General features: G+C 74.5%; 13 protein-coding genes. All 13 read left to right on the forward strand.

Annotation, left to right across the window (positions count from 1 at the left end; genetic code table 11):
• Nucleotides 1-395 precede the first annotated feature (395 nt).
• The 13 genes from VF092_13370 (at nucleotide 396) to VF092_13430 (ending at nucleotide 15,271) form a co-directional block, all read left to right on the forward strand.
• Nucleotides 396-893, forward strand: coding sequence for a hypothetical protein (locus VF092_13370; GenBank protein HEX6748280.1), 498 nt, complete (start codon nucleotides 396-398; stop codon nucleotides 891-893).
• Entirely contained in the window at nucleotides 890-2,101 is a 1,212-nt protein-coding gene (locus VF092_13375; protein HEX6748281.1) for a hypothetical protein, read from the forward strand. The genes VF092_13370 and VF092_13375 overlap by 4 nt, the downstream gene beginning before the upstream one ends.
• Entirely contained in the window at nucleotides 2,098-3,069 is a 972-nt protein-coding gene (locus tag VF092_13380; GenBank protein ID HEX6748282.1) for a hypothetical protein, read from the forward strand. Before VF092_13375 ends, VF092_13380 begins: the two co-directional genes overlap by 4 nt.
• Nucleotides 3,066-3,740: a phage baseplate assembly protein V gene (locus VF092_13385; GenBank protein ID HEX6748283.1), complete on the forward strand. Its 675-nt coding sequence runs from the start codon at nucleotides 3,066-3,068 to the stop codon at nucleotides 3,738-3,740. The genes VF092_13380 and VF092_13385 overlap by 4 nt, the downstream gene beginning before the upstream one ends.
• A 36-nt stretch (nucleotides 3,741-3,776) precedes the next feature.
• Complete coding sequence (locus VF092_13390; GenBank protein HEX6748284.1) at nucleotides 3,777-4,109, forward strand: hypothetical protein; 333 nt, start codon at nucleotides 3,777-3,779, stop codon at nucleotides 4,107-4,109.
• 272 nt (nucleotides 4,110-4,381) lie between these two features.
• The gene (locus tag VF092_13395; GenBank protein HEX6748285.1) at nucleotides 4,382-4,861 is read left to right on the forward strand and encodes a GPW/gp25 family protein; all 480 of its coding nucleotides are present in this window, start codon (nucleotides 4,382-4,384) and stop codon (nucleotides 4,859-4,861) included.
• Nucleotides 4,858-6,678: a baseplate J/gp47 family protein gene (locus tag VF092_13400; GenBank protein ID HEX6748286.1), complete on the forward strand. Its 1,821-nt coding sequence runs from the start codon at nucleotides 4,858-4,860 to the stop codon at nucleotides 6,676-6,678. Before VF092_13395 ends, VF092_13400 begins: the two co-directional genes overlap by 4 nt.
• Before the next feature lie 389 nt (nucleotides 6,679-7,067).
• Complete coding sequence (locus VF092_13405) at nucleotides 7,068-10,034, forward strand: hypothetical protein (GenBank protein HEX6748287.1); 2,967 nt, start codon at nucleotides 7,068-7,070, stop codon at nucleotides 10,032-10,034.
• Between the two features lie 17 nt (nucleotides 10,035-10,051).
• Nucleotides 10,052-10,774, forward strand: coding sequence for a PASTA domain-containing protein (locus VF092_13410; protein HEX6748288.1), 723 nt, complete (start codon nucleotides 10,052-10,054; stop codon nucleotides 10,772-10,774).
• Nucleotides 10,775-10,823: 49 nt separating this feature from the next.
• Nucleotides 10,824-11,264, forward strand: coding sequence for a hypothetical protein (locus tag VF092_13415; protein HEX6748289.1), 441 nt, complete (start codon nucleotides 10,824-10,826; stop codon nucleotides 11,262-11,264).
• 155 nt (nucleotides 11,265-11,419) lie between these two features.
• On the forward strand, nucleotides 11,420-13,123 hold the full coding sequence (locus VF092_13420) for a hypothetical protein (protein HEX6748290.1): 1,704 nt from the start codon (nucleotides 11,420-11,422) through the stop codon (nucleotides 13,121-13,123).
• Nucleotides 13,124-13,239: 116 nt separating this feature from the next.
• Nucleotides 13,240-14,679 (forward strand): hypothetical protein, encoded by a 1,440-nt coding sequence (locus VF092_13425; GenBank protein ID HEX6748291.1) that lies wholly within the window; start codon nucleotides 13,240-13,242, stop codon nucleotides 14,677-14,679.
• A gap of 10 nt (nucleotides 14,680-14,689) precedes the next feature.
• Complete coding sequence (locus tag VF092_13430; protein HEX6748292.1) at nucleotides 14,690-15,271, forward strand: TMEM165/GDT1 family protein; 582 nt, start codon at nucleotides 14,690-14,692, stop codon at nucleotides 15,269-15,271.
• The last annotated feature ends 134 nt before the right edge of the window (nucleotides 15,272-15,405 follow it).

Raw genomic sequence — 15,405 nt, forward strand, 5'->3', positions numbered from 1 at the left:
AATCCTCTCCCGTCGGCGATGAAGATCCGCGGGAGAGGCGGATGACGGGGTCATCCGGGCGTCAGCGTACGAACCACGCCGACACCCGTCCGGCGTCATCATGAGGCTGTGCGCCAATCACGCGCACACCCCGCCCGACGTCATCCTGAGGCCGGCCACGCCGCAACCGGCGTGTGCACGAGTGGTTGCAGGCCGAAGGATCTGTGGCCTGGTCAGCGCCGAAGTCGGAGGAAACGCACAGGCTCCGGCGAGCGGTCATCACGACGCGGTGGAAGGAAGACGGACGCGCATCGCCGCGGGTCCATCTCCCGATCCCCCCTGATCGACGCAGTTTCAGATGACGGGGCTCCGCGACGGCGGCGGCTCCATCCACATCAACCCCGGCAGGGGCGCGCATGGCAACGCAACTCACGGCCGAGGACCTGCTCGCGGGCGGGTCGGTCACGCACACGGTGCGGCTTCCCGCGGCGCTGCTGCGGCCGTCGTCCAACGGCGACGCGCCCGACGGCGACGGTGGCGAGGTGGTGCTGCGCCCGCTGCTGGTGCGCGACGTGGAGCGCGTGGTGCGCGCGGCGAAAGAGCAGCGCGTGCTGGCCAGCGTGCTGATGGTGCAGCAGTCGCTGGTGTCGCCGAAGCTCACGGTGGAGCAGGTGGGCGAGCTTCCCGCCGGCCTCGTGCAGTCGCTGCTGGAGAAGGTGAACGCCATCAGCGGCCTGGCGGTGGGCGACGACGACCTGGAGCGCGCGGTGAAGGCGCCGCTGGCCCGCGCCTGCTTCGTGCTGGCGCGCGAGTTCGGGTGGACGCCGGCGGAGTGCTCGGAGCTCACGGTGGGCCAGGTGCTGCTGTACCTGGAGATGCTGGCCCGCGACGGCCAGGGCGGAGGCGCGGCGTGACGCGCGCCCCGCACCCGGCGCTGCGCCGCCTGCTGGCGGCGGCCGCGGCCTCCGCGCGGGCAGTGGAGGCGCTCGACGCGCCGCGCGCGCGGCTGATGGCCCTGCAGCGCGAGCCCGGCGAGCTGGACGCGCTGGCCGAATCCGCGCTGGGTCCGCTCGCCGGCGGCGTGGACCTGGGCGCCGTCTTGGGCCGCGTGCTGGAGCCGCGGACGGACGGAGCCGCCGCGGCGATCGTCCCCGCGCGCGACCGGCGGGCTGCGCGTCCGCTGGTGGGGCTCGGGGGGGATGATGAAGCCCGTCGCGCCGACGCCCCATCGCGCGCGGGAGATGAGCGGCCGGCGCCGCGCCGGGCGCCCATCTCCAGCGGCGGAGATACGGAAGGTCGCGCCGCGCGGGCGCCGTCGCTCGCACACGATGCCGAGGCGGTGGAGCGCGTGCTGGCGCCGTATCTCCCCGGCGAGACGCGGCGATCTACGGCGGGCGCCGTCCCGAGCGATCGTCGCGCCGGGGACCGAGCCGCGCCCGAAGCATCGCCCGTCACGGCTGGGCGCGCGGCGCGAGGGATAGCATCGGAAGCGAGCCATCTCCCGACCGCGCTGCCCTCGCGCGCGGAGGCTGCGGAGGCGCTGCGGCGGCGCGGGCCGAACGGGGCGATGGAGACGCCGGTCGCCGCGGGCGAGCCGCTGCCGCGCGTGGCCGCCCTCCTCGCCAGCGCCGCTGAGGACGCGCGGCGGGAGGCCTCGGGCCGCGCCTCGTTCGCCCGCTCGGCGGACGTCGCCGCGCCCCCGGCGGAGGACGCGGCCACCCCGCCCGATCCCGCGTCGCGGCTGGCGGACGCGCTGCAGCGGGTGTCCGCCGCGCGCGCCCGATCGCATCCCCCCGTGGAGGGGCGCGGCGAGCCGGGCGGGATCGGCGGCGGGTGGCCCTCCGCGGCCTCGGCCGACGCGCCGTCTCCCCCCATCTCCCCCATCCCCCCGACGCCCCCGATGCCGGCGGTCGGCGGGCTGCGCGGGCTGGTGGCGCGCGCCGAGGCGGCGGGGCAGACCCTTCCCGCGCCCTCCACGCCGCATCCGTCGCGCACCGGCGAGGCGCCCGCCGGGGTGCTGGCCGCGCGGCTGGAGGAGGCCGAGCTGGCCGAGCGGCTGGACCGCCTCCTCCGCCGCGAGGCGCTGCGCCAGGGGATCGACCTGGATGGAGTGGGGCCATGAGCCTGTCGAAGCCCCGCGCCGTCGTCACCCTCGACGGCCGCTCGCTCACCTCCGCCGAGGCCGCCGTGGCCCGCATCCGCGTGCTGCTGGCCTCGGGCGCGCACGACCGCGCCGAGGTGCTGGCCTGGCCCGCGTCCAAGCTCACCGATGCCACCCCCGGCAGCACGCTCGCCCTCGCGCTGGGGGACGAGGGTGACGAGGAGGACGTGTGGAGCGGCGAGGTGGTGGAGGTGGCCGCGGGCGAGGACGGCGTGGCGCTCGACGGGCTGGCGGGGACGCTGGAGCTGTCGCGGCAGCGCGTCTCGCGCACCTACCTCGACCAGTCGGTGGCCGACGTGGTGAACGACCTCGCATCCCCCGTGAGCGTGGACAAGGTGGGCGGCGACGTGAAGCTCTCGGCCTACACCGTCGACGACCGGCGCACCGTGTGGGCGCACCTGCTGGAGCTGGCCGCCCTCTCCGGCGCCGACGTGGGCTCCGCGCCCGACGGCTCGCTCCGCTTCGTGCCCCCGCGCACCGGCGCCGCCGACCACCGCTTCCGCTACGGCGCCGACGTGCTGTCGTGGCGCACCTCGGCCGCGTCGGCGCCCACCGCGGGTGGCGTGGCGGCCTACGGCGCGGCCAGCGAGGCGGGCGCCGAGCAGTGGCACTGGCTGCTGCGGGAGCCCGCGGGCACCGCGCCGCTGCGCGTGGTCCCGGCGCTGCGCACCCGCGAGGCCGCCGAGGCGCTGGCCGACGCGCTGGCCGCCCGCGCCGCCCGCGCCGCCGTGCGCGGAACGCTGCGGCTGCGCGGCGCGCCCGAGGTGCGCCCGGGCGACCTGGTGGAGGTGCAGGACCTTCCCTCGGCGGACCCGGGGACGCTGCGGGTGACGGGGGTGGAGCACGTGCTCGACGGCCGCGCGGGGTTCGTCACCACGCTGCGGGTGGAGGGCTCGGGCGGGGGCGGCGGGCTGGGAGGGCTCCTGTGAGCGACCTCATCGCCACCCTGCGCGCCGTGGTGCGCGACGAGCTGTCCCGCCGCTACGCCCCCGAGCTGGGCGTGGTCACCCAGGCGTGGCCGCGCGACGGCGACGGCAGCAAGAGCAACCACCAGGTCAACCTCAAGCTCCGCTCCAGCGGGGTGGAGCTGCAGCGGGTGCCGGTGGCGGTGTCGCGGCTGGGGCTCTCCGCCCTCCCCAACGAGGGCGACCTGATGCTGGTGGCCTTCGTGGGCGGCGACCTGAACGCGCCGGTGGCGGTGGGGTGCGTGTACGACGACACCGCGCATCCGCCCGTGGCCCAGGCGCACGAGGTGGTCTATCAGCCGCCCGACGACGAGGAATCGGGGGTGCGCCGCTTCCACCTGGAGCTGCAGAACGGCAGCACCCTCACGGTGGACGACGAGTCGCTCAAGATCACCCTGGGCGACACCGCGGTGGAGGTGGGGAAGGACGGCGACGTCACCATCAAGGCCAAGGGGAAGATCCGCTTCGAGTCGCAGGCCGACATCGAGCTCGAGGCGCAGGGCGCCATCAAGCTCACCGCGCAGGGCGATCTGGCCGCGAAGGGGATGTCGGCCACGATCGAGGGGCAGAGCGCCGCCAAGCTCAAAGGCGCGCAGGTGTCGCTGGCCGGGATGACGCAGTTCGCCGCGTCGTAGCGGCGACCGTCGAGATCGAGTCCGCAGGAGGGGGAGATGCCGGGACCGCCGGTGAGCATGGGGTGCGCGGTGCTGCTGAGCCCGGGGGCCGCGGGGCCGCCCGACAGCGGGGTGATCTCCGTGATCACCCAGACGACGGCGACCGCCAACGGGATGCCGCTGGCCACGGTGGGGAGCCTGTGCCAGATGGTGAACTCCGTCTCCGGCGCGCCCTACGTGCTTCCCATCGGCCAGGGCGGCTCGTCGGGGGTGACCATCGACGGGCAGGCGCTGGTGCGGCTGGGCGACATGATCCCCTCCGGGCCGGGGGTGATGACGATCCTGGGCCCGCCCGCGGCGCCGTTCGTCAGCGATACGAATGGACCGTAGGGGAAGTGCGAAAGTGCGGAAGTGCGGAAGTGCGGAAGTGCGGGATGATACGAAATCCGGGAATTGGGTCGATGCACCCGGACCGATGCCACGCCGACGTCATCCTGAGGCCGGCCAGACCGTAATCAGCGTCTGCGCAAGCGTTTGCAGGCCGAAGGATCCATGATCGCGGCAGCACGGAGATTCGGTCGGACGCACCGATACTTCACCCGGACCTGGAAGATGAGGGTGATGGGGATGGAGCCGATTCCTGAGCGCGATCCGGGGGAGCGATGAGGCGTTCGCGATACGAGATCATCGAGCCGCTGCTGGGCACCGACCTGGCGCTGGAGTACGCCTTGGCCGGCGGCTTCTTCGAGGATGCCGACCTGGCCACGCCGCCGCTCGACCCGGTGCGCCGCCGGCGCGACCTGGGCGTGGCCGCGGGGATCGACAACCTCACGCAGGCCCTGGCCAACCGGCTCAAGACCCGCAAGGGCGAGCTGGCCCCGCTCGGCCACCCCGACTACGGCTCGCGCCACCACGAGCTGCTGGGCGAGCCCAACGTCCCCCGCACCCGCAACCTCATCAAGCTCTACGTGCTGCAGGCGCTGCGCGACGAGCCGCGCGTGGAGGCGGTGCTGAAGGCCGACGTCAAACCCGAGCACAATCCCCCGCGCGACACCGTGCGCATCGAGCTCAGCGTGCAGCTGGCCGGCGTGCCCTCGCCGCTCAACCTGGTGGTTCCCTTCTCCCTGGAGGCCGCGCCGTGAGCTACGTGGCCGAGCCCTACGCCCAGTTCGTCGACGACCTCCTCCGCTCGCTCACGGGCGGAGTGGCGCGCGAGCAGTTCGTCTTCGTCCCCGAGGAAGGTCCCTTCCAGCTGGACCCGGCCGGGCCCCTCCTCGCCGCCACCGTCGACGTGTTCGGCCAGGCCGCCGGGCTGTTCGCGCGCTTCCGCCGCGACCGCGACTGGTCGCTGGGCGCGGGGAACACCGTGGTCTGGCTGGCCCGCGCCGACGGCACCCCCGCGCCCGACGCGGTGTGGCCCGACGAGGGCACCGACTTCTTCGTCAACTACGACATGGCGGTGCCCCCGGGCGGCGCCGTGCCCGTGCTCACCGACCGCAACCCGGGGAGCATCACCCGCCTCCTGGCCGAGAGCCTGGCGCGCGAGTTCGCCGTCCTTTCCCGGCAGCTCGAGTCCGTCTACCAGGCCGGTTTCGTCGCGACGGCGGGCGGGCGCGACCTGGACCAGCTGGCCGCGCTGGTGGGGGTCGACCGGCGCAACCGCACCTACGCGGTGGGCACCGTCGTCTTCTCCCGCGCCACCCCCGCCATCGGCGACGTCCCCGTCCCCGCGGGAACGCGGCTCTCCACCGCCGAGCCCCCCGCCGTCGTCTTCGAGACCACCGCCGACCGCACCCTGCGCCGCGGCGAGCTCTCCGTGGAGGTGCCGGTGCAGGCCACGGTGAGCGGCACCGCGGGGGTGGTGCCGGCGCGGGCGGTCACCGTCATCCACCGCCCCATCCTGGGCGTCGAGACCGTCACCAACCCGCAGGCCACCGAGCTGCGCGGCGACGACGAGACCGACGAGGCGCTGCGCGAGCGCATCCGCAACGCGCTGGAGGGCTACGGCCGCGCCACCCGCGGCGCCGTGCTGGCCGCGCTCACCACGCTGCCCGGCGTGCGCGAGAAGGACGTGCGCATCCACGAAGACCCGCTGGCGCGCCCCGGCGTGATCACCGTGAGCATCGCCGCCGAGCTCGACGCCGACGACGCCGAGCGCGCCGTGTCGCTGATCGAGGAGGCGCGCCCCGTGGGGATCCGCGTGCTGCACAACCTCGACGCGCCGCACACCATCCTGGCCGCCTCGCTCCCGCCCAACGTGGTCGACGACGCCAGCGACCCGGCGGTGAGCGACACGGTGGAGCCCGACGGGCTGTACCTGCCGGTGCACGTGCACGCCATGCTCCTTCCCGCCGCGCCCTCGCTGACCCCGGCCGACCGCACCGCGCTGCAGAACCGCGGACGCGAGACGGTGCGCGCCTTCGTGAAGGAGGCGGGGATCGGCGAGACGCTGGTCTACAACCGCCTGGTGGCCGCGCTGATGGCGCTCGACGGCGTGCTGGACGTGGTGGTGGAGCTCTACCGTGTGCCCAAGCCGGGCGCCCCGCCCGAGCCCCGGCGCCGCAACCTGGTTCCCGGCGAGGCGCTGCGGCCGCGGCTGGACGACGCCGAGCTGGTGGTGGAGGTGGCGGGCGAGATCGTGGCCTTCGACGTGGAGGTCACCGTGGAGCTCACCGCACTGGGCCAGCTGGGCGACCCGCAGGCCAACCTCGAGGCCGCGCGCCTGGAGATCGCCGCGCGCCTGCAGGATGGCATCTCCACCCTGCAGACGGTCGACGCCACCACGCTGCCGCCGCTGGCCAGGGACACCGAGAACTACCGCGTCACCGCCCTCCACTACGGCGTGGAGTACCTCGAGGCCGGCCTGCGCATCCGCGACCCCGACCAGCCCGTTCCTCTCACCGAGCTGGAGCGGCCATGGATCCGCGCGGTCAGGCTGGTGGCGCCGGCGGAGGCGTAGGGAGGGACAGAAAGTCCTAAGTCCTAAGTCCTAAGTCCTGAGTCCTAAGTGCTGAGTGCTGATACGGAATCCGGACTCGCGTCGAGGCACCGACGCCGATCCCCACGCCGGACGTCATCCTGAGGCCGGCCAGACCGTAACCAGCGTCTGCACAAGAGCTTGCAGGCCGAAGGATCTATAGCCGCGTCAGCACGCGATTCAGTGGGCCGCACCAATACCTCGCCCGGACCCGGGATGAGGTGAGCGGTGGAAGAAGGAAGTCGAGGTGATGGTGATCTGGTGATATGGGATGGTGATGGAGATGGGATTTCGGGGGCGGTGGTGATGCGGTCGCGATGGTGAACGAAAGCCGGGCGACGACGTTCGTCCTTTCACCTTCCATTCCGGCGATGAGCGGCAGAACCCAAGTGGTGCTGGGGCGGTTTCCCGCCCACCTCGAGGCGGCCCGGCCCGGCAAGCAGCTGGAGCGGGTGGTCGGCGCGCTGGTGGCGCCGCTCGACCTCCTTTCCGCCGAGATGGCCTCGGTGCGCCGCGCCCACCGCCTGGCGCACGCCGACACCGTGGCCGACGTGCTGCGCACCGGCGCCATCCACGGCATCGGCGCCGCCGACCTGGCGCTGCTCTTCCGCCGCGCCGCGCGCACCCGCGAGCTGGCCGCCGCCCTCGACGCGGCCGCCACCTCCGGCGACGCCGACGCCCGCGACGAGGCCGTCACCTCCCTGCTGGCGCTATGGGGCGTCCCCGGCGGGGCGGAGGCGCTCTCCCTCTTCGCGGCGCCCGGCGCCGCGCCCGACCCGGCCGAGGCCGCGCGGCGGATGGCGCGGGCCTTCCGCGCCGCGACCGACTACCGCGCCACCGTCGAGGGCGCGCGCCGCCGCGTGGGGTGGATCTCGCGCCTGCACGCCGCCGGCAACGGCACCGTGCGCGCGGTGCTCGAGGCCGCCGCCTCGGCGCTCGACCTGGAGCTCGACACCGACCGCAACGCCGCGGCCAAGGCCGCCGTGCGCCCCGTGGTCACCGTCGCCCCCGGCGGCGCGGCCGGGCGCACGGCGTGGTCGTACGTGGTCGTCGCCCGCTCGCTCACCCGCTGCGACCCGGCCATCAGCGCCGTGGCCGGCACCCTGCGCGGCGCCGCCACGCTCTCCGAGACCGACTTCAACCTCCTGCGCTGGGAGCCCGTCCCCGACGCGGTGGACTATCTGGTCTTCCGCGTCGCCGCGGGCGGCACCCCGGCCGGCACGGGCCTCGTCACCCCCGAGCCGCTGGCGGCCGACGCCGCCGAGTTCCGCGACACCGGCCTCGAGGCGGGGGTGCCGCTGCCGCCGCAGCAGGCCGGCGACGGGATCTTCCACAGCCGCGACCTGTTCTGGCACTCCACCTTCGTCCGCGACCGTGCCCGCCCGGTGCGCCGCGTCGACCCCGAGCCGCCCGCGCGGGCCGTGGCGGTCGACGGCGACATCTCCCTCGACGACCTGGCCGAGGCAATCGATGTCCTGCCGGACGCCCTCATCGCCCGCATGCAGGAGCTGGAGGCCACGGCCGACGCGGTCGACGCCACCCTCTCCGCCGCCACCGCGCGCGAGACCTCCATCCGCCTGGGCAGCGCGGGGATCGGGGAGGCGGAGACGGCGGCGCAGCTGGCCGCGCGGCTCAGCGACCCCGGCCGCCCCGTCACCCGCCGCGACGTCTACCGCGCGCTGATCGCGCTCGACGCCGCGGGCGTCGCCGTCGGCATCCGCTTCGAGGCCGCGGCGCCGCCGGAGCCGCCGGAGGCGGAGACGCTCACCGAGCTGCTCTTCGCGCTGGACGAGCGCGAGGGCACCCCCGACGCCGTCGACGCCACCCTCGACGTACCCACCGCGCGCGCGGCGGCCATCCGCCTGGGCGGCCGCGGCTCGGGCGGCGAGGAGACGGCCGGCGCGCTGGCCGCGCGGCTGAACGTTCCCGCCCGCACGGTCACCCGCGCCGACGTGTACGCCACGCTGGCCGACATCCTCGGCTCCGGCGTCGCGGTGGAGGTCACCTTCCGCCGCGTGGCCGCCGAGGTGCTCGCGGCGGACCGGGGCTTCGCCGTCGTCGAGCCGCGCCGCGTCCCCGTGTTCGAGGGGATGACGGCGACGGACCTGGCCCGCCGCGCCGGCGTTCCCCCCGCCGCCGTCGCCGCGCTGCTGGAGGGCGATGCCGATCTCCTGGCCCCGCTGGAGGTGGACGAGGCGAAGCGGATCGCGGGAGAGCTGGGGAAGGAGCCGTTCGACGAGCAGCTGCTGCGCATCGGCCAGACCGTCACCGTCGCCGAGCTGGCGGGGCGGATGGGCGCCCGCGTGCGCGACGCGCAACGCCAGCTCCGCGTCCTGGGGATGGAAGATCCCCAGGGGACGACGCGGCTGGACGGCGCCATGGCGGCCCAGCTGGCGCGCTGGCGGGGCTACGGGGTGGAGCAGCCGCTCCCCGACGTCCCCGAGCTGCTGGGGATCGAGGAGAACCCGCTACGGCGAGAGGGCGGCGAGCCGCGCGGCTGGTTCAGCGGCGAGCGCTTCGCCGTGCGCCGCCGCGGCTTCGGGCGGGTGATGCTGCGCGCCTCCATCACCGGCGTGGGGAAGAAGACCGTGGGCCCCATGCTGGTGAACCGCGACGAGGGGCACGGCATCGCCTTCGCCGGCGCCGTCCCCGACGGGCAGACGCTGGTGTTCGCCGAGGACGGGCACGTGCGGCTGGAGGGCGTGGAGGTCACGGGGATGGCCTGGGCGTGGAAGGGCGCCTGCTTCGCGGGAAACGACGACAGCACGGTGCGCCCGCGCGACTTCGTGTTCGCCGGCCCCGGCGCCGACCAATCGCGCCTGGCCCGCTTCGCCGTCACCACCCCCGCGGGCGCCTTCTCGCCGGACTTCGTCTTCCCCCACGCGGCAACGCCCATCCCCATGCCCGGCGTGGGGCTGGGCGAGACGCGCTTCGCCTTCTTCACCCAGCAGGCGCACTTCGCGGGGACGGACGAAGACGGCGACCCGCTGCCGCCGCTCCCCCGCACCGAGGTGGGGTTCGCCGACGGCTCGGTGCACGACAGCCCGGCGGTGCGCCCCGAGGCGGCCCGCATCGCCCTCTCCTGGCTGGAGCACGAGGCGTACGCGGTGCGGCTGCTGATCCCCGCGCGCTTCCGCGAGCTGTACGACGAGGAGAACGGCGCGCTGGCGCGGGTGCGCGACGCGCTGGAGCGGCACCGCCCGGCCGGCGTGGACGTGCGCGTGGAGTACCTGGAAGACCGCTGGATCCTGGGCGACGGCGCCCTGGAAGAGACCACCGACCCCCTGCTGGGCCTGCGCGGCGGCACCGTGCTGTGGGCGCCGCCCGTCACCCCCTGAACCGGAGCTGAACTCCCATGCCCCTCGACTTCATCCGCACCCACGTGGAACCCGGCGACCCGGTGACCGCCGAGGCGTGGAACGCCATGGTGGACGGCCTGTTCGACGCGCAGGCGGTGCTCAAGGCCGCCGCCGGCGTGGGCCACGTGCGGCTCACCGGCCAGGGGCTGGACCCGCAGCGGGCCCGCGTGACCGCCACCCGCGAGGGCGCGCCCCCGGTCGAGGCGCTGCGCCCCGTCGGCGCCGAGCCGGACTTCATCTTCCCCCGCCTGGCCGAGGGCGCCTACGCGGTGCACGCCGAGGCGCCGGGATTCAACCCGGCCGACGGCGCGCTGACCGTCTCCGCCACCGGCGAGGTCACCCCCGACCCGCTGGAGCTGGCGCTGACCGCCGTGCGCCCCGCCATGCCCAACGTGCTGGGGCTGATGCTGCCGCAGGCGGTGCAGGCGCTGGCGGCGGTCAAGATCCGCATCCTCGACGTCACGGGGAAGTCGCTCCCCACCTCGGGCTTTCCCGCCGACTACAACGACAACCCGGTGCTGATGCAGTGGCCCTCGCCGGGCGAGCTGGCGCCGCCCGCGGGCACCGACGCGCTGGTGGTGGTGTCGGCCCAGGTGGCCGCCGAGATCGTGACCGTACCCAACCTCTCCGGGCTCAGCGTGGCGCAGGCCACCGCCGAGCTCGACAAGGTGGGCCTCAAGCTCCAGGTGGTCGAGAGCGGCGGCAGGCCCACGATCTGAGCCGACCCGACCGTCACCACGCGCAACCCCAACCGGAAGGAACCGAGCCATGGCCGCAACCGCCGGCACCACCGCCACCGCCATGCAGCTGGACGCCACCACGCTGGCCCGCGCCGCGGCCGCGCTCCCCGTGCAGCGGCTGGTCGTCTCCACGCAGACCCCGCAGGCCGGCGCGCCGCTGCGCAAGGGCGCCACCGTGCAGGTCACGCTGATCGACCTCAACAACATCCCCATCATCCTGCTGCACCCCGATCTGCCCACCAGCATGCAGGGGGTGACGGTGGGCGACGCGGCGAAGATGGTGGAGGCCAGCCCCGACCTGAAGACCGCCGTCACCACCCCGACCACGGTCACCCCCACCAAGGCCGCGGAGCTGATCAATGCCACCGGCACCACCGCCACCGGCGGCAAGGCGCTGACGGCCGACGAGGCCAGCCGGACCCTGATCGCGCTGAAGTCCATCAGCACGCTCGGCGGCTTCCGCTTCTAAGTAGGTAGTCCTAAGTCCTAAGTCCTGAGTCCCAAGTCCTGAGTTGCCGGATTGCTATCGTTTGTGCAGTTCAACACTTAGGACTTAGGACTTAGGACTTAGGACCTGGGAGTCGACAAAACTTTTAAGCACCTGCTTAGCAGAAGGAGCGCGCGATGGCGCAGATCCGGGGATCGTCCGTGACGGAGGGGCTGACCGTGGGCGGAACGGGAACGATGGCCGCCGAAGCCTTCTTCGTGCCGTGGGAGGAGACCTTCATCAAGGCGTGGTTCGCCCAGGTCTCCACCGACGGCGTGTCGTCGCGCACGCTGCCGCTCAAGCTCCACCGCAACGCGCTGGTGCGGCGCTACGACGTCACCGTCACCGCCGCGGGCGCCGAGGCGGTGCTGCTGAAGGACGCCGCCAAGCTGCGCCGGCAGGAGGGCGCTCCGGCGGGGACGGTGGACCTGGTGGCCGACTTCGGCGCCCTCTTCACCGTGGCCAGCGTGGGGGTGCTGAGCGCGCTCTCGCCGGTGCGCATCACCGCCGTGTTCGCGTGGACGGGGGTGGGGTTCTCGCCCCAGGCGCTCCCGCTCACCGGGCTGTCGGGCTTCGAGTTCCCGCCCGCGGTGGGGGTGGCCAACTTCAACGAGGTGCGCACCGAGCGGCTGCGGATCGTGATGACCGGCGTGGGGAGCCGCAAGGTCGAGGACGAGCTGTGGGTGGCGCTTCCCGACCCGCCCTCGGACCTGGAGCTGAGGATCGACGGCGGGGCGCCGGTGTGGCGCTTTCCCGGGCCGGTGCGCGCGGGGACGGGGGGATGGACGGCCGACGCCAGGCAGACGGTGGACATCTCCGCCGCGCTGGCGGCGCTGGCGGGCGACCCCGACCGCGACGAGGAAGCCACCTTCACCCTCTCGCTCACCTCGCGCACCCCGGGCCGCCTGGACCTCGCCACGGGGACGAAGGAGCTGCGCTACCTCACCCGCCCCACCTCGGGCGACCCGGCGCCGGTGGAGTTCGACATCGAGGGGCGGCGCACGGTCCCCCTCGCGCTCCCCTCGTGGGTGCAGACGGTGGAGCGGATCGGGATGACGGTGGCGGGGGCGCTGCCGCCCGAGCGCGCGGACCCGCCGGTGGGGCCGCCGGTGGCCACGCGGCTGGGCACGGGCGGCGTGGTGCCCGACGGGGTGGCCGAGCTGGTGCTGGACGTGGACCGCTCCGCCGCGGTGCGCCTTCCCGCGGGGGCCGGGCTGCTGGAGGAGCTGGTCGCCATCCGCCTTCCCCTGCGCGCGGAGGCCGGCGGGGCCGAGGCGCGCGTCGTCCTCCTGGCCGCGCGCGAGGACACCAGCGAGCCGGGCGAGCCGATGGAGGGCGGCGCCAGCAAGGCGGCCACCTGGGAGGAGGGCGACGAGTACGGCTGGACGACCTTCGAGTTCGCCAGGCCGGTGAAGCTGGACCCCGCGGTTCCGCTCCCCTGGGCGGCGCTGGCGGTGGCGCGCGGGCGGGTGGCCTGGCCGCTCGCCGTCGCCTCCGCCCCCGCGGCCGACGCGAACGCCGCCGTGCGCCGCGGGCCCCCCGCCGGGCCCTGGCAGCGGCTTCCGGCGCTGGTCACCCACGACACCAGCGTGGGCGGCGCGCTGCGGGTGATCGGCCACGCCGGCCGCGACCACCCGCTGGCGCCGGTCACGCTCGAGGTGGCGGGAGCAACCGGCACCGTGGCCGTCACCCCGGCGGCGAAGCCGGTGGCGGTGGAGTGGCCGCCCGCGCCGCAGGTGGGCGCCGTGCACCCCGCCGCCGGCGCGGTGAGCCTGGTGGTCACCAGCCGCGTGGGCGGCACCCTGACCCTGGCCGACATCATCGTCACCGCGACGCGGTAGGCGCCGTCGCCCGGACGCACTCACGCACTCACGCACTCACGCACTTTCGCACTCTCGCACTCTCGCACTCTCGCACTCTCGCACTCTCGCACCTTCGCACTGCTTTCGAGGGATCCATGGCAATCCAGGAAGCCCACACCCGCTTCGTAGACGGCCTGCGCGTGACGGCCGACCATCTCCAGCACCTGCAGGACCGGCTGCTGGAGGGCATCGTGGACCTGCGGCGGGTGGTGGGATGCGGACAGGTCGGATGGGGGCTGGTGGCCTCCGTGGACGGCGACAGCGTGCGGGTGGCACCGGGGCTGGCCTTCACCCGCGGCGGCATGCGGCTGGCGGTCGACGCGCCCATCGAGCTGGACGTGCCCGCGGACAAGGCCACGTGGAACCTGGTGCTGAAGGCCGCCAACGCCGACATCGAGTCGCTGCGCGTGGGGAACACGCAAACGGTGGTCACGCTCGACGTCTCCGCCGAGCTGCGCCCCGCCGACGACGCGGTGGACACGGCCGCCGAGCTGGCCATCGCCGTCGTCAAGCGGGCGACGAAGGTTACGGTCAAGCAGGACGACGCGCTGTTCGTGGCCGCCGGCCGGCACGGGCACTCCGGCGAGCACTTCCAGGACGAGGACGGCCGCTGGTACTACGACGGCCCCAAGCTGACCTCCGGAGGCGGCGGCACGGGCGAGGCCGGCCCCGCGGGCCCGCAGGGCGAGCAAGGCGAGCCGGGAGAGCCCGGGCCCCAAGGTGAGCCCGGGCCTCAGGGCGAGCCGGGACCCGCCGGCCCCCCGGGACCGCAGGGGGAGAAGGGCGACAAGGGAGATGCGGGAGACGCGGGCGCCGCTGGTCCCGCCGGTCCCGCGGGCGAGAAGGGCGATGCGGGTCCCGCCGGCGCGAAGGGCGACAAGGGCGATCAGGGGAATCCCGGTCCCGCGGGTCCGGCCGGGCCGGCGGGCGAGAAGGGTGCGGCAGGTCCCGCCGGTCCTGCTGGCCCCGCCGGTCCGCAGGGACCTCCCGGACCCCAGGGGCCTCCGGGACCGCAAGGACCGGCGGGGACGTCGAACGTCGACGTCGCGTGGCCGCAGGTGACGGGGCTCTCGTGGCCGCACAACGGCACGCTGTCGCCGCAGCACGCGGCGGAGCGGCTGGCCGCGCTCACCTTCACGCTCGAATCGCCGCTGCACCCCGACCTGGTCAAGGCGCCGCCGCCGGTGGTGCAGGTGTGGGTGGAGACCTCCAACGCGCAGGCGGCCATGCCGGTCGTCAGCCTGGCTGGCGCGGTCAAGCTCGACGCGCAGACGGTGGCGTGGACCTCGGGGATGACCGCCGACCTGCTGATCAAGTCGCTGCCGCTGGGCGCGCGCGTCATCCTGCGGCTGCACTGCGGCTGGCTGTTCGACGCCAACAAGCGGCCCTACTCGTCCACCTCCGCCGCGCTGCTGGGGATTCCCGTCCCGCGGGTGCCGGGAGGCGTGTTCGAGAGCTGGTTCTTCGTCGGCGTGGAAACCATCCGCTCGCCGTTCACCTTCGACGCGACGGTCCTCCGTCGGCCGCTCGGCTGACCGCTGACGCATGGAACCGCTCCTCATCGCCGCGACGGCGTACGTCGCCGTGCTCACCGCCGAGCTGATCGGCGACAAGATGGTGTTCACGGCGGCGTCGCTCTCGGCGCGCTACCGGCCGGCGGTCGTGCTGGCGGGGCTGATCCCCGCGCAGATGCTGAAGATGGGCGTGGCGGTGCTCGCGGGAGACGTGATCCGGCATCTTCCCCCACTGATGGTGGCCGCGGTCAGCGTCTGCACCTTCGCCGCGACGGCCGCGTACCTGTGGCCGAAGGAGGGCGCCGTCCCGCCGACGCCCGCCGCGGCGCAGCCCGAACCCGACGGGCGGCGCGGCGTGCTGCTGGCCTTCTCGGCGGTGTTCCTGGCCGAATGGGGCGACGTGGGCCAGCTGACCGCCGCGGCGCTCACCGCGCGCTTCCACCTGCCGCTGCTGGTCTGGTGCGCGGCCACCGCCGCGATGGTGACCAAGAGCGTGCTGGCCGTGTGGCTGGGGTTCGGGCTGCGGCGCTACGTCCCCCGGCGCACGGCACGCGTCGCCGCCGCCGTCATGTGCATGGTGATGGCGGTCCTCTCCGCGTTCAACGTGCGGTGACGGCGCGTCCGGCGGGGCGGGTGACCGTGCACTCGATCCATAAAAGAGGGCTCACACGGAGGAAACGGAGGGAACGGAGGGACTCAGATCGGTCCTCGTTTCCTCCGTGTGATTTTTCGTTCCTGCTTCGAATG

The sequence above is a fragment of the Longimicrobium sp. genome (assembly GCA_036377595.1).
Classification (GTDB): Bacteria; Gemmatimonadota; Gemmatimonadetes; order Longimicrobiales; family Longimicrobiaceae; genus Longimicrobium.